This is a genomic window from Mycobacterium sp. DHQP2018-32-09 (assembly GCF_058148405.1).
The window spans coordinates 105,454-119,171 of record NZ_JBYVYK010000009.1 but is presented as its reverse complement, the minus strand read 5'-3'; the positions used below and the strand labels follow the sequence as shown (position 1 = coordinate 119,171).

Sequence of the window (13,718 nt, the reverse complement as noted above, 5' to 3'; positions counted from 1 at the left end):
CGGGACCACCGGCGCGGTGACCATGGTGGGCACCTCGGGCGCGCCGGCGACCGCGGCGGCGTTCGGCAGCGCCGGGGCGGTCGGCAGCGCGGGGGCTGCCAGCACCTGCGGGGCTCCGGGCTGTGTCGGGACTCCGGGCTGTGTCGGGACTCCGGGCTGTGTCGGAACCCCGGCGACCGTCGGGATCCCGGGCACCGTCGGGGTTCCGGGCACCAGCTGGCCGGTCCGGTCCGGCAGCCGCACCACGGTCTCCCGCGGGTCGACGACGCGCGGTGCCGGCGGCGCCGGCGGGGGCGGCGGCCCCTGCTCGGGCAGCGGGCTGTTCAGCGGCGGCGGTGGGACGCCCTCGGCGGGCTTGGGCGTGCCGACCACGACCCACGTGCCGGACGGGTCCTGGACGAGATGGGCGGTGTCCTTCGACGGGATCATGCCCAACTTGCGGGCCGATTCCGCCAATGCGGGGGCCGCCTGCGCCTCGAGCACGTCACGCTCGAGGGCCTCCTTCTGTTGGGCCAGGGCCTGATTGACCTCTCGGGCGTGGCCGAGCTGGTAGGACCGCTCGGCGGCGTCGGTCGAGAGCCAGAGGGTCATGCCGAGCCCGAAGCCGATCGCCCCGATCACCAGCACCACGAACGGGACCCGGCTGACCAGGTGGCGCGGGTTCAGCTCGACCGACGACAGCTTGATGAGCAGGCGTTCCCGCAGCGGTAGCCGAACGACCTTGGGCGCCTTGGCCTTGCGAGCCTTGGCACGCGCCTTGGCCTGCGCGGTGTTCTTGGGCCGGGCGTGGGTCTCCGTCGGCCGCGGGAACGGGCTGGTGGCGGGTCCGGAGGCCTTGCCCTTGCCGCGGGCCGGACGCTGGTCGCGCAGCGGCCGACGGCCGCGGGCCGGGGCCTCCGCGGCCGGGCGTGCCGGCGCGCCGTCGCGCCCCGCACGCCGCCGATCGTCGCCGCGACGCATCGCTTCCTTGCGCTTCCCCATCACGAACCCTCCCTTCCGACAAGCTTTTCCAGAGCCCGCAGGCGCACCGAGGCGCTGCGGGGGTTGGTCTCGATCTCGGCGTCGTCGGCCTTCTCGGCACCGCGGGTCAGCGCGCGGAACGCCGGGCCGTGGCCGGGCAGTTCGACGGGCAGCCCCTCCGGCGACCGCGACGCCGTCGCAGCGGCGAACAGCGTCTTGACGATCTTGTCCTCCAACGACTGGTAGGCCATCACGACGATGCGGCCGCCGACGGCCAGTGCGTCGAGCGCCGCGGGCAGCGCCTCCCGCAGCGAGTCCAGTTCGGCGTTGACGACGGTGCGCAGGGCCTGGAACGTCCTCTTGCCGGGATGACCGCCCGTGCGGCGGGTGGCGGCGGGGATGGCCGCGTACAGCACCTCGACCAGTTCGGCGGTCGTGCGCAACGGTTGCCGGGCGCGCCTGCGGCCGATCTCGGCGGCGATGCGCGTGGCGAACCGCTCGTCGCCGTACTCGCGCAGTACCCGCGCGAGATCCCGTTCGCTGTAGGTGTTGACCACGTCGGCGGCGGTCAGCGGCGCATCGGGATCCATCCGCATGTCCAGCGGGGCGTCCTGGGCGTAGGAGAACCCACGCTCGGCCCGATCCAGCTGCATCGACGAGACGCCCAGGTCGAACAGCACGCCGTCGACCTCCGGCTCGGCGCGATCGGCCCAGTAGCCGTCGTAGCGCGTGCGGACCAGCGTCACCCGGTCGCCGAACGGCGCCAGGCGGGCGCCGGCCAGCTGCAGTGCGGTGGGGTCGCGGTCCAGGCCGACGAGACGCAGCCCGGGCAACTGGGTGAGGAAGCGTTCGGCGTGTCCGCCGGCGCCCAACGTGGCGTCGACGAGCACGGCGCCGGAGCCGTCGGGATGATGCCGGGTCAGCGCGGGCAGCAGGAGTTCGACGCAGCGGTCCAGCAGCACCGGCACGTGGGGGGCGGCGGGCTGTTCGGCGTCGGCCACTGCGTCACCCCTTCCGTGGATGGGCCGGGGCGTCCCTGCCCCGAGGTCCCTGTCCGAGAGCGCGAACCTGGCGTCGGGGAAGTACGTCAGGGTCGGTTCGGACAGGGGCCACGGGGCACGGACCGGCGCGGCCGGCTGGTTGGTCGGGTCAGATGATGTCGCGCAGGGTTTCATCGCTGGCCGCGGAGAAGTTCTCTTCGTGGGCCGCCTGGTATTCCTGCCAGGCTTGGGCGTCCCAGATCTCCAGGTAGGTGATCGAGCCGATGACCACGCATTCCTTGGTGAGGTTCGCGTAGCGCCGGTGGTCGGCGGTGAGCGTGATCCGGCCCTGCGCGTCCGGATGCTGCTCGTCGGTGGCGGCGGCGAGGTTGCGCAGGTAGGCCCTGGCCTCCGGATTGCTCCGTGACGCCTGCGTCAACCGTCCTGCGAGCGCCTCGAATTCGGCGCGGGGGTAGACGGCCAGGCTGTGATCTTGACTCTTGGTGACCATCAACCCCCCTGCCAGCGCGTCGCGGAACTTGGCGGGCAGCGTCAGCCGCCCCTTGTCGTCGAGCTTTGGCGTGTAGGTGCCGAGAAACATCTCGACACCTCCCTGCCGTCCGGAGCCCCAGTCGCTCCGATGTCCGCCACTTTACCCCACAATCCCCCACTTCGCGCCACCTCGCGATCGAAAGTCGCGGGCACTCCCCACCAAACCCCATCATCGCCGCGAATTCGTCGACCCTTGCGGCCGTGTCGACGACCCTCGGACCAGGAAATCCCCGCTCGTCGCGCCTTCTACCTGCGGTGGGGCGAAGTGGGGGGCCTCGGGTGGGCCCGCGTGGGGAGAGCGGGCGCGGGGCGGGTGCGGGTGGGGCATCCGCCCGCGGCGCGCCAGGGCGCGGCGCGTCTCGGCGTGTCGCCTCTCGATGCCGTCACGGCACCTGCCGCGCACGTGAAAAAGGGGTAGCTCCCGAAGGAACTACCCCTGGTACCGGAAACCGGTCACTCGTCGAAGCGGCGGCGGAACCGATCTTCCATGCGGCTGGTGAACGAGCCCCCGGAGCCGCCCTTGGCCTTGCGCGAGCGGGCCGCGCCCGGCTCCGGCGCGGACTTGTCGCCACCACGAAGGACCCGCGGCCCGGTGATCGCGAACACCACGCCGCCGAACATCACGATGAATCCGACGACGGACATGACCGGCAAGCTGCCGATCCACGTGGCCTTCAGCGCGATGCCTGCGATCAGCAGGGCGAGGCCGAGCAGGAACAGCACGCCGCCCTGAATCCGACGCCGCGTCGACGGCGCCCGGAGGGTGCCGCCGCGCACGCTCGACGCGAACTTCGGGTCCTCGGCATACAGAGCGCTCTCGATCTGGTCGAGCATGCGCTGCTCATGATCGGAGAGTGGCATCCGTGCCTCCCAAAGTTGCCGCGGCCGTGTCGATCGCCCGAGTCGTATAACGTCGTGCGTGCCCGCCGTCGCGGACACCCAACTCTCATGATACGAGGTCAATCTGAGCCGTACCACCTAGTTCGTCGTCGATTGTACGGCCACGCAGGCGCACCCGGTGGCGCCACCCGGTGTGACGTTGCAGTCGCCGCGACCGGTGGCCCGATAATGGCCTCGACCGAACACTCAGCTTCAGAAGGACACCCAAGGTTGGCGACGTTCCTGATCGACCTGTCGGCGGCCGACATGCAACGCAGGCTCGGCGACGCGCTGTCCGTCTACGTCGAGGCGATGCGTTATCCGCGGGGCACCGAGGATCAGCGGGCGTCGATGTGGCTGGAGCACACGCGGCGGCGGGGGTGGAAGGCGGTCGCCGCGGTGCGGCTGGAGGATCCCGCCGCGGTGCGGCTGGAGGATCCCGCCGCGGTGCGGCTGGAGGATCCCGCCGCGGTGCCGGATGCGGCCACCCTCGGGTCGGCTCCCCTGCTGGGCATTGCCTACGGCTACTGCGGCGCGCCCGACCAGTGGTGGCAGCAGCAGGTGGTGGCGGGACTGCAGCGCGGCGGCACCGCCTCCGATCGCATCGCCGAACTCATGAACGGTTACTTCGAACTCACCGAACTGCACATCCATCCCGGCGCGCAGGGCCGCGGCCTGGGCGAGGCGCTGATCCGCAGGCTGCTGTCCGATCGCACCGAATCGCACGTGCTGCTGTCGACGCCGGAGATCAACGGCGAGGCCAACCGCGCCTGGCGGCTCTACCGGCGACTGGGATTCACCGACGTGATCAGGGGTTACCACTTCGCGGGCGACCCTCGCCCGTTTGCCATCCTCGGGCGCGCACTTCCGCTCTAGCGTCTGGCACGATGACCGGGTGCTCCTGGGAACGCGCCCCGGCCGGACGTCGCGCCGGCCCCACCGCCGCAGGCGCAGTCAGCGGCTGGTGGCGCTGCTGCTGTTGTGCGTGATCGTGCCGCTCGCGGCCGGCTGCGTCCGCGTCCGCGCCTCCATCACGGTGTCCCCCGACGACCGGGTGTCCGGGCAGATCATCGCCGCGGCCAAGCCGCGTGACGCCGACGACAAGGGCCCACAGCTGCTGAACTCGCTGCCGTTCAGCAACAAGATCTCGGTGTCGAGCTACGAGCGCGACGACTACGTGGGATCCCAGGCCGTGTTCTCCGACCTCACGTTCGCCGAACTGCCCCAGCTGGCCGGCATGAACCGGGACGCGGCGGGGGTCGACGTGTCGCTGCGGCGCGCCGGCGACCTGGTGATCCTGGAGGGCCGCGTCGACCTGACGTCGCTCAACGACGCCGACGCCGACGTGTCGATGACCGTGTCGTTTCCCGGTGAGGTCACCTCCACAAACGGCGATCAGGTGTCTTCGGACATGGTCGAGTGGAAGCTCAAGCCCGGCGTCGTCACGACCATGAACGCCCAAGCCCGCTACACCGACCCCAGCGCTCGCTCGTTCACCGGCGCGGCGATCTGGCTCACCGTCGGCTCGTTCGTCGTCGCAGGCATCATCGGCACGCTCGCGTGGCTGAGCCGCGACCGCAGCCCGGTCCCCGGCCAGGCAGGCGACCCGCGACCGTAAGGCGTGCGTCAGCGCGCCGGACTTGCCCCGCACCCGCACCGAGGCTCTACGCTGCAGGACGATGGCAAGGTCATGGGCACGTGGGGTAAGGGAAAGGGGCGTCCGCTGAGCGTGGATGCAGCGGCACCGTCGGCCGTCGAACTCGCCGCGGCGGTCACCGACGAACTGCGGAACTACCTGCGCGAGCGCCGCGCCGCGGCCTCCTACATCGGCGCCGACTACGCCGAGATGATCGCGGGGCTGGAGGAATTCGTGCTGCGCGGCGGCAAGCGCGTGCGCCCGCTGTTCGCCTATTGGGGTTGGCGCGCCGTGGTCGACGGTGAAGCCGGCGGCGACGTCACGGCCGACCCACTGCCCGCCGACCGGCTGCGACTGTTCGGCGCGCTCGAACTCCTGCATGCCTGTGCGCTGGTGCACGACGACGTGATCGACGCCTCCGCGACGCGCCGGGGACTGCCGACGGTGCACCGCGTGTTCGCCGAGACGCATCGCACGCGCGACTGGCACGGCAGCCCAGAACAGTTCGGCCTGTCGACGGCCATCCTGATGGGTGATCTGTCGCTGGTGTGGGCCGACGACGTGATCGCGATGGCGGACCTGTCCCCCGAGGCCTACCGCCGGGTGCACCGGGTGTGGTCCGACATCCGCACCGAGGTCCTCGGCGGGCAGTACCTCGACATCGCCGCCGAGGCGAGCCGTGCCGAGACCGTCGCCTCGGCCATGAACGTCAACACCTACAAGACCGCGTCGTACACGGTGTCGCGGCCGCTGCAGTTCGGCGCCGCCGCGGCCGCCGACCGACCGGACGTGCAGGCCATCTTCCACGAACTGGGGACCGACTTCGGCGTGGCCTTCCAGCTGCGCGACGACGTCCTCGGCGTGTTCGGCGATCCGGCCGTCACCGGTAAACCCTCGCTTGACGACCTGCGATCGGGCAAGCGCACGGTGTTGCTCGCCGAGGCGCTGGAGCGGGCCGACCGCACCGACGCCGCCGCCGCGAAGCTGCTGAGGGCCTCCGTCGGCACCGACCTGAGCGACGAACAGGTGCGTCGACTGTGCGACGTCATCGAGTCGGTGGGCGCGTTGGCCGCGGTCGAGACCCACATCCGCGAACTCACCGAGCACGGCCTCGACGTGCTGGCCACCGCGCCCATTCACGACGACGCCAAGGTGGGCCTGGCTGAACTCGCCAGATTGGCGTCCAACCGGTCCGCGTGAGCGACGGCGCACCCACCATGGCCACCCCGACGTCACCCGCGACCGCAGCCGACCGCAGGACCGGACCGGGCCGGCTGCTCGACTTCACCAGGTCACCCGAGGCACGCCCGGCGCTGCTGGGTTTCCTGGGGGCCTGCCTGATCACCCTCGGTGGACTGGGCGCCGGCAGCACCCGTCTGCACGATCCGCTGCTGGAGTCACTGCACCTGTCGTGGCTGCGGTTCGGGCACGGGCTGGTGGTGTCGTCGATCCTGCTGTGGACCGGCGTGGCGCTCATGTTGGCGTCGTGGTTGTGGCTGGGTCGACGCGTGATCCACCGCAGCGCAACCGAATACACGATGGTGGCGACGGCGGGGTTCTGGCTGGCGCCACTGCTGTTGAGCGTCCCGGTGTTCAGCCGCGACACCTACTCCTATCTGGCGCAGGGGGCCCTGCTGCGCGACGGGCTGGACCCGTACGTCGTGGGCCCGGTCGAGAACGTGAACTCGTTGCTGGACAACGTCAGTCCCATCTGGACCACGACCACCGCCCCGTACGGTCCCGCGTTCATCATGGTGGCCAAGTTCGTCACGCTGGTCGTCGGCGAACACGTCGTCGCGGGGACCATGCTGCTGCGGTTGTCGATGCTGCCCGGGCTGGTGCTGCTGCTGTGGGCGGCGCCCCGCGTGGCACGCCGCATCGGCGCCGATCCGGCTGCGGCCCTGTGGATCTGCGCCCTCAACCCGCTGGTGATCATCCACCTGATGGGCGGTGTGCACAACGAGATGCTCATGGTGGGGCTGATGATGGCGGGCATCGCGCTGACGCTCGCCGACCGACCGGCGTGGGGGGTGTCGCTGGTGGCGCTGGCGGTGGCGGTCAAGGCCACCGCAGGCCTGGCGCTGCCGTTCATGGTGTGGATGTGGGTGCACCGACTGCGTCGGCGCCGCTCGCTGTCCCCGGTCCGGGCGTTCGCGGTGGCCACCGTCGCGTCGGCGCTGATCTTCGTGGCGGTCTTCGCGGTCGTGTCGCTGATGGCGGGCGTCGGTCTGGGCTGGCTCACCGCGCTCGCCGGTTCGGTGAAGATCATCAACTGGTTGACCATCCCCACGGCCGCCGCGAACGTCATCAACGCCGTCGGCGGGTTGCTCATCCCGGTGAACTTCTACGCGGTGCTCGAGGTCACCCGCATCATCGGCATCGCGATCATCGCGATCTCACTTCCCCTGCTGTGGTGGCGATTCCGGCACACCGACCGGGAGGCACTGACGGGCATCGCGCTGGCCATGCTGGTGGTCTGCCTGTTCGTACCCGCGGCGCTGCCCTGGTACTACACGTGGCCGCTGGCGGTCATGTCGGCGCTGGCGCAGACTCGTTCGGCGACCGCGCTCATCGCCGGGTTCTCGACGTGGATCATGGTGATCTTCAAGCCCGATGGCTCCCACGGCATGTACTCGTGGATCCACGTCCTGCTGGCCACCGCGTGCGCGGTGGGCGCCTGGTACTACCTGGCCAAGGCACCCGAGCGGGGCACGCCCGCGGTGGGCGCTCAGTAGGCCACGCTCAGTACGCCACACTCAGTACGCCATGGCCTGCGCGCGCCGCAGCACCTCGCGTGCCTGATGCGAGTGCAGCGCGTCGACGGGCCGGGCGTTGGCCACGGGCGCACCGCCGCCGTCGCGTGAGATCGTCAGCGACGGATCGGGAGTGAACAGCCAACGCACGATCTCGGTTTCGCGGTAGCCGCCGTCGTGCAGCACGACCAGCAGCCCGGGCAACGCCTTGGCCAGGTGACCCGACTCGTCGAAGAACGCCTTGGGCACCACGATGGCACCGTCACGGCGCACCCCGAGCAGATGCCGGTCCTTGAGGTGCTGGTGCACCTTCGTGACCGGGATGGACAGCAGCGTTGCCACCTGACGGAGGTCGTAGACGGCCTCGTCGGGGTCCAGGACGTCCTCGGCGGCGGGAATGGCGCTCACGGATGCGAGTCTAGGATGCATCGCGTGGACACAAGCCACCAACGGGCGCCGGCGCGGCGGGCAGACGGCATCCCCGTCGACCCGCTGGTCGGCGTCGTCCTGGACGGGCGGTACCGCGTCGACACCCCGATCGCCACGGGCGGCATGTCGACGGTGTATCGCGGCCTGGACGTCCGCCTGGACCGTCCCGTGGCGTTGAAGGTGATGGACGCGCGCTATTCCGGGGATCAGCAGTTCCTCGCCCGCTTTCAGCGCGAGGCCCGCGCGGTCGCCCGCCTGAAGGACCCCGGCCTGGTCGCGGTCTACGACCAGGGCATCGACGGCGCGCACCCGTTCCTGGTCATGGAGCTGGTCGAGGGCGGCACGTTGCGGGAGCTGCTCCGCGAACGCGGCCCCATGCCACCGCACGCGGTGGCCGCCGTGCTGGCGCCGGTGCTGACCGGGCTGGCGGTCGCCCACCGGGCGGGCCTGGTGCACCGCGACGTCAAACCCGAGAACGTGCTGATCTCCGACGACGGCGACGTCAAGATCGCGGACTTCGGGCTGGTGCGCGCCGTCGCCGAGGCCAAGATCACCTCCACCAGCGTGATTCTCGGCACCGCCGCGTACCTGTCTCCCGAACAGGTCGGCACGGGCGACGCGGGACCTCGCAGCGACGTCTACGCCGTCGGGATCCTCGCCTACGAACTGCTCACCGGCGTCACGCCGTTCGCCGGTGACAGCCCGCTGGCCGTCGCCTATCAGCGGATGGATCACGACGTGCCCCCGCCGAGCGCGGCGATCGCCGGCGTACCACGGCAATTCGACGATCTGGTGCGGTGTGCCACCGCACGCAACCCGGCCGACCGGTTCGCCGACGCCCAGGACATGGGCACCGAACTCGACGCCATCGTCGACGAACTGGGCCTCCCCGCGTTCCGAGTGCCGGCACCCCGCAACTCGGCGGGGCACGCCGCGGCGACGGCGTACCACGACAGGGTCGGCCTCGAGCCCGCCACCGACCAGGCGACCGACCGGGTGGCCCCGGCCGCGATGCCGGACGACGTGCCCAACCTGGCGCCGCCTCGGGTCACCCACACCCGCGCGTTCGCGCGGCCCCCGGACGCCGCCCGATCACGCCGCGCCCCCGAGCGGTTCGCGGGCATCGAACTCGACGAGTTCGAGTGGGCGCGCCAGCGCGGCAAGCGCATGACGGTGTTCTGGGTGGTCGCCGTCCTGACGTTGACGGCCTTGATCGCCGCCGGCGCGTGGACGCTCGGCAGCAACCTCGACGGACTGTTCTTCGGCCGCTAGAACGCTAGTCGCGCAGCATCTCCGCGACCAGGAACGCCAACTCCAGACTCTGCTGGGTGTTGAGCCGCGGATCGCAGGCCGTCTCGTACCGGCCGGCCAGGTCGGAGTCGGAGATGTCCTGCGCGCCCCCGAGACATTCGGTGACGTTCTCACCGGTGATCTCGACGTGGATGCCGCCCGGATGCGTACCGAGCGCCCGATGCACCTCGAAGAATCCCTGGACCTCGTCGACGATGCGGTCGAAGTGGCGCGTCTTGTATCCGGTCGACGATTCGTGGGTGTTGCCGTGCATCGGATCGCACTGCCAGATCACCTGGTGCCCCGACGCCTGCACCTTCTCGATGATGGGCGGCAGCACGTCGCGCACCTTGTGGTTGCCCATCCGGCTCACCAGCGTGAGGCGGCCGGGTTCGTCGTGGGGGTCGAGCCGTTCGACGTAATCGACCGCGAGTTCCGGGGTGGTGCTCGGGCCGATCTTGATGCCGATCGGGTTGGAGATCACCTCGGCGAATGCGACGTGGGCCCCGTCGAGCGCGCGCGTGCGCTCCCCGATCCACAGGTAGTGCGCCGACAGGTCGTAGAGCTTGGGGGTGGCGTCCTCGGCGGCAGGATCACCGCCGTCCATGCGCAGCATCGCGCGCTCGTAGTCCAGCACCAGCGCCTCGTGGCTGGCGTAGATCTCGGCGGTGTCCAGGTTGCGGTCGTTGACGCCGCACGCGGTCATGAACCGCAGACCGCGATCGATCTCGCCGGCCAGGGCCTCGTACCGCGCGCCCGCGGGCGAGGTCCGCACGAACTCCCGGTTCCAGTCGTGTACCGCGTGCAGCGACGCCAGGCCCGACGACGTCAAGGCACGGACGAGGTTCATCGCGGCGCTGGCGTTGGCGTAGGCGCGCACCAACCGCGAGGCGTCGTGCTCGCGCACGGCAGCGTCGGGCGCGAAACCGTTGACCATGTCCCCGCGGTAGGACTTCAACCCCAGCGCGTCGACGTCGGACGACCGGGGCTTCGCGTACTGGCCGGCGATGCGCGCCACCTTGACCACCGGCATGCTGGCGCCGTAGGTCAGCACCACCGCCATCTGCAGCAGCGTGCGGATGTTGGCCCGAATGTGGGGCTCGGTGTTGTCCACGAACGTCTCGGCGCAGTCGCCGCCCTGCAGCAGGAACGCCTCGCCCCGCGCGACGGCGGCGAGCTGCGACTTGAGGCGCAACACCTCCGACGGCACCGTCACCGGCGGCACGCTCTCCAACACGGTGCGCATGGCCTTGGCATGACCGGCGTCCCAGCTGGGCTGCTGCAGTGCGGGCCGGGCCAGGGCGGCGTCGAGTCGCTGGCGCAGGTCACCCGGCAGCGGCGGCAGGTCCGGCAGCTGATCGATGGGTACGTCGACGGTCCAGTTCACCCGACCATCCTAACGGGCCGCCCGACCGGTTTCGACGGGCCATACCCGCAGCTCAGGAGCGTACCGCCCAGGCGCCGTCGCGGTCGCCGTCCGCGGTGACGAGCCGGTAGCGCTCCAGGTTCTGCCGGGCGTCGACCAGCGCGTCGTGCGCGTCGCTCGGGCGCGGGGGCATGCGGGGCGAGCCGCGCTCCTCCCACAGTTGCCGCAGTTCGCGGGTGAACCGCGGGATCGGCCGCGGCAGCTCGGTCATGGCCCCCCACAGCTGGCACAGCACCACGTGGTCGTAGGCGCCCACCCAGGCCCACAGCTCGATGGGTTCGTCGGTGTCGACGCCGAAGAACTCCTCGAGGTCGTCCCGGATCTGCCGGCGCGACCGCCACAGCGGCGACGCCGGACCCGGCAACTTGGGCAGCACGTGCTTGCGCACCCACGGACCTGCTCGGTCCGGGTCGAACTCGGTGGAGATGGCGTAGTACTCGCGGCCGTCCTCGGCGGCGACGCCGATCGAGATCAGCTCGATGGTGCGGCCGTCGTCGATGAACTCGGTGTCGTAGAAGTAGCGCACTCAGGCGGCTCCCTGGCTGGCAGCCGGCGCGGGCGCGGCGTGGATCTCGCGGTCCAATTCCTCGTTGACCTTCGCATCGTCGGGAAAGTGCGGCTCGCCGGCCACCACGTGTTGCAGCCAGAGCTTGGCCTGCACCACGGGCCGGCGCAGCTTGCGCTCGCGTTCGAGCGCCTTGTGCATCTTGCGGGGTCGCTTCGTGTAGCGCCACCTCGCCCACGGGGCGTGCGGCCGCGACAGTCGGATGGCGCCGACGATGAGCAGCGGTGAGATGAACATGCCGACCAGGCCGGTCCACACCTTGCCCTTGAGCAGCACGACGACGGCGATGCCGAGGTTCAGCGCCGCGGCCACCAACACGAAGGCGCGCGCGGCCACCGAATGGTCCTCCTGCCAGATCCCGACGTCGAAGAACGACAGCGGGTTGAAACCGAGCACCAGCAGGCCCGCGACCGCGACCGCGGCGAACACGGCGTCGACCGACGTGCGGCCGTCCTCGGCCCAGTAGACGTCCTGCAAGTGCAGGATCAGGGCGAACTCGTCGAGCACGAGCGCGGCCCCGATGCCGAACATGATGGCCGCCGCCGTGAACTCGGCCACGCCGCCGTTGACGGCCAGCGTCACCATGGTCACCCCGGACACCATCACCAGGATCACGCCGATCACGACGTGGTGGATGTGCAGCCCGTCACCGGCGGAGATGTTGCGCGGCTGCCACCACTTGCGGGGCTTCGTGTCGTCGGCGTTGTGCCGGATGTAGCGGACGATGGTGCGGGTCACGAAGAACGTCAGGATGAACGCGAGCAGGCAGCACATCAGCGGGATGCGGTCGCGTGGGACGAAATCGAATCCCAATGTCCAGGGGTCCACGGCCGAAAACTTACGCCGACCTGCACCCGCCGCGCGGTGGTTGGTCCCCGACGCGCCGAATCGCCCCGATACGCTGTCGGTCGAGATGAGTAAGCGGCAGACGCCCGTTCGGGCACGTAGCTGGGCAGCAGTGGGAGCGGCGCCCGCGTGGCGGGCGTTCCAGGTGCTGACGCTGGTGGCCGTCGGGTGGGCCGGCTGGAGGTTGCTGGGCCACACGCCGTACCGCATCGACATCGACGTCTATCGCATGGGCGGCCGCGCCTGGCTGGACGGCACCCCGCTCTACAGCGATCAGACGGTCTTCCACACCCTCGGCGGCATCGACCTGCCGTTCACCTATCCCCCGCTGGCGGCCATCGTGTTCGCCCCGTTCGCCTGGCTGCCGCTGCCCGCGGCGAGTGCGACGATCACCGCCATCACGTTCCTGCTGCTGATGGTGTCCACGTGGATCGTGCTGACGCGGCTGCGGATCTGGGACGTCGCGAGCCGCGTGCGGACGCCCGCGTGGGCGCGGCGCGCGTGGCTGGCCGCGGCGATCGTGGCGCCCACCGTCGTGTACTTCGAACCGATCCGGGCGAACTTCGAGTTCGGTCAGATCAACGTCGTGCTGATGACGCTGGTGATCGCCGACCTGGTGCCGCGCAAGCCGCCGTGGCCGCGTGGGCTGCTGCTGGGCATCGGCGTCGCGCTCAAGCTGACGCCCGCGGTGTTCGTGCTGTACCTGTTGCTGCGCAAGGACGTCCGCGCCATCGTGGTCACCGCCGCCTCGACGCTGGCGGCCACGCTGGTGGGATTGCTGCTGGCGTTCCGCGATTCCGTGCAGTACTGGAGCGTCACCGTGCACGACACCGACCGCATCGGGACGGCGACGCTCAACACCAACCAGAACATCGCGGGCACGCTGGCCCGGCTGGGCGTGGGCGACGCGTCGCGGTTCGCGCTGTGGGTCGCGGCCTGCTTCGCGGTGCTGGCGGTGACGGTGTGGGCGGGACGCCGACTCCTGCGCGGCCGCTTCGACGAGGCTCCCGTACTGACGCTGGTGTGCGTGGCGATGTTCGGGTTGGTGGTGTCCCCGGTGTCGTGGTCACACCACTGGGTGTGGATGCTGCCGGCCATCCTGGTGCTGGTGGTGGTGGCCTACCGCTACCGCGACGCAGCGTTGGCCGCGGTGAGCGCCTGCGGCGTCGCGCTGATGGTGTGGACCCCCATCACCCTGTTGACCCCGCACCGCGAGACCGCGGCGCCGCTGTGGCGTCAGCTGGCGGGCAGCTCCTACCTGTGGTTCGCGCTGCTGCTCATCCTGGTGGCAGGCGGCGTCGCGGGCCGTCTGGCGCGCGTCGCCGATTCCACGCCGCCGCCGGTGACGGCACCCGAGGGCGTGCCACCGGTGCCCGCCGCGAACTCCAACTAGCGGGCCCCG

The 13,718-nt window shown here is 70.8% G+C and carries 14 protein-coding genes; 6 read left to right on the top strand and 8 right to left on the bottom strand.

Annotated elements, in window-relative coordinates; all coding sequences use genetic code 11:
• The 4 genes from ftsL to AC30CM_RS06980 form a co-directional block, all read right to left on the bottom strand.
• Positions 1 to 981 (bottom strand): cell division protein FtsL (gene ftsL / locus AC30CM_RS06995; RefSeq protein ID WP_490116106.1); only part of this gene is annotated, 981 nt, incomplete at its 3' end.
• Positions 981 to 2,135, bottom strand: coding sequence for a 16S rRNA (cytosine(1402)-N(4))-methyltransferase RsmH (gene rsmH / locus AC30CM_RS06990; protein ID WP_490116105.1), 1,155 nt, complete (start codon positions 2,133 to 2,135; stop codon positions 981 to 983). The genes rsmH and ftsL, both read right to left, overlap by 1 nt.
• Complete coding sequence (mraZ, locus tag AC30CM_RS06985) at positions 2,110 to 2,541, bottom strand: division/cell wall cluster transcriptional repressor MraZ (protein WP_490116104.1); 432 nt, start codon at positions 2,539 to 2,541, stop codon at positions 2,110 to 2,112. Before mraZ ends, rsmH begins: the two co-directional genes overlap by 26 nt.
• Positions 2,542 to 2,945: 404 nt before the next feature.
• The gene (locus AC30CM_RS06980; protein WP_490116118.1) at positions 2,946 to 3,353 is read right to left on the bottom strand and encodes an SCO2097 family morphological protein; all 408 of its coding nucleotides are present in this window, start codon (positions 3,351 to 3,353) and stop codon (positions 2,946 to 2,948) included.
• Positions 3,354 to 3,602: 249 nt separating this feature from the next.
• Here AC30CM_RS06980 and AC30CM_RS06975 point away from each other — a divergent pair, with 249 nt between their 5' ends.
• The 4 genes from AC30CM_RS06975 (at position 3,603) to AC30CM_RS06960 (ending at position 7,742) form a co-directional block, all read left to right on the top strand.
• The gene (locus tag AC30CM_RS06975) at positions 3,603 to 4,247 is read left to right on the top strand and encodes a GNAT family N-acetyltransferase (RefSeq protein WP_490116103.1); all 645 of its coding nucleotides are present in this window, start codon (positions 3,603 to 3,605) and stop codon (positions 4,245 to 4,247) included.
• A gap of 19 nt (positions 4,248 to 4,266) precedes the next feature.
• The gene (locus AC30CM_RS06970; protein ID WP_490116102.1) at positions 4,267 to 4,989 is read left to right on the top strand and encodes an LppM family (lipo)protein; all 723 of its coding nucleotides are present in this window, start codon (positions 4,267 to 4,269) and stop codon (positions 4,987 to 4,989) included.
• Between the two features lie 111 nt (positions 4,990 to 5,100).
• Positions 5,101 to 6,207, top strand: a complete 1,107-nt coding sequence (idsA2, locus tag AC30CM_RS06965) for a bifunctional (2E,6E)-farnesyl/geranyl diphosphate synthase (protein WP_490116101.1) — start codon at positions 5,101 to 5,103, stop codon at positions 6,205 to 6,207.
• Positions 6,208 to 6,224: 17 nt separating this feature from the next.
• On the top strand, positions 6,225 to 7,742 hold the full coding sequence (locus AC30CM_RS06960; RefSeq protein ID WP_490116117.1) for an alpha-(1->6)-mannopyranosyltransferase A: 1,518 nt from the start codon (positions 6,225 to 6,227) through the stop codon (positions 7,740 to 7,742).
• 21 nt (positions 7,743 to 7,763) lie between these two features.
• On the opposite strand, the gene AC30CM_RS06955 is transcribed toward AC30CM_RS06960, so the two are convergent.
• A complete protein-coding gene (locus AC30CM_RS06955; protein WP_490116100.1) occupies positions 7,764 to 8,168 on the bottom strand; it encodes an Rv2175c family DNA-binding protein in 405 nt (134 codons plus the stop codon).
• A gap of 69 nt (positions 8,169 to 8,237) precedes the next feature.
• On the opposite strand from AC30CM_RS06955, the gene AC30CM_RS06950 reads away from it, so the two are divergent.
• Complete coding sequence (locus tag AC30CM_RS06950) at positions 8,238 to 9,461, top strand: protein kinase domain-containing protein (RefSeq protein ID WP_490116116.1); 1,224 nt, start codon at positions 8,238 to 8,240, stop codon at positions 9,459 to 9,461.
• Between the two features lie 4 nt (positions 9,462 to 9,465).
• On the opposite strand, the gene AC30CM_RS06945 is transcribed toward AC30CM_RS06950, so the two are convergent.
• The 3 genes from AC30CM_RS06945 to AC30CM_RS06935 are packed head-to-tail and all read right to left on the bottom strand — an operon-like array spanning position 9,466 to position 12,244.
• Positions 9,466 to 10,866, bottom strand: coding sequence for a class II 3-deoxy-7-phosphoheptulonate synthase (locus tag AC30CM_RS06945; RefSeq protein ID WP_490116099.1), 1,401 nt, complete (start codon positions 10,864 to 10,866; stop codon positions 9,466 to 9,468).
• Between the two features lie 52 nt (positions 10,867 to 10,918).
• A complete protein-coding gene (locus AC30CM_RS06940; protein WP_490116098.1) occupies positions 10,919 to 11,431 on the bottom strand; it encodes a polyadenylate-specific 3'-exoribonuclease AS in 513 nt (170 codons plus the stop codon).
• The gene (locus AC30CM_RS06935; RefSeq protein ID WP_490116115.1) at positions 11,432 to 12,244 is read right to left on the bottom strand and encodes a hypothetical protein; all 813 of its coding nucleotides are present in this window, start codon (positions 12,242 to 12,244) and stop codon (positions 11,432 to 11,434) included.
• 139 nt (positions 12,245 to 12,383) lie between these two features.
• Between AC30CM_RS06935 and AC30CM_RS06930 the strand changes: the two genes are divergently transcribed.
• Positions 12,384 to 13,709, top strand: a complete 1,326-nt coding sequence (locus AC30CM_RS06930) for a glycosyltransferase 87 family protein (RefSeq protein ID WP_490116097.1) — start codon at positions 12,384 to 12,386, stop codon at positions 13,707 to 13,709.
• The last annotated feature ends 9 nt before the right edge of the window (positions 13,710 to 13,718 follow it).

Coding starts and splice junctions, on each gene's coding strand:
- rsmH (WP_490116105.1), bottom strand. CDS start 2,135: ATGAAACCCTGCGCGACATCATCTGACCCGACCAACCAGCCGGCCGCG.
- mraZ (WP_490116104.1), bottom strand. CDS start 2,541: ATGTTTCTCGGCACCTACACGCCAAAGCTCGACGACAAGGGGCGGCTG.
- AC30CM_RS06980 (WP_490116118.1), bottom strand. CDS start 3,353: ATGCCACTCTCCGATCATGAGCAGCGCATGCTCGACCAGATCGAGAGC.
- AC30CM_RS06960 (WP_490116117.1), top strand. CDS start 6,225: ATGGCCACCCCGACGTCACCCGCGACCGCAGCCGACCGCAGGACCGGA.
- AC30CM_RS06935 (WP_490116115.1), bottom strand. CDS start 12,244: ATGTGCTGCCTGCTCGCGTTCATCCTGACGTTCTTCGTGACCCGCACC.
- AC30CM_RS06930 (WP_490116097.1), top strand. CDS start 12,384: ATGAGTAAGCGGCAGACGCCCGTTCGGGCACGTAGCTGGGCAGCAGTG.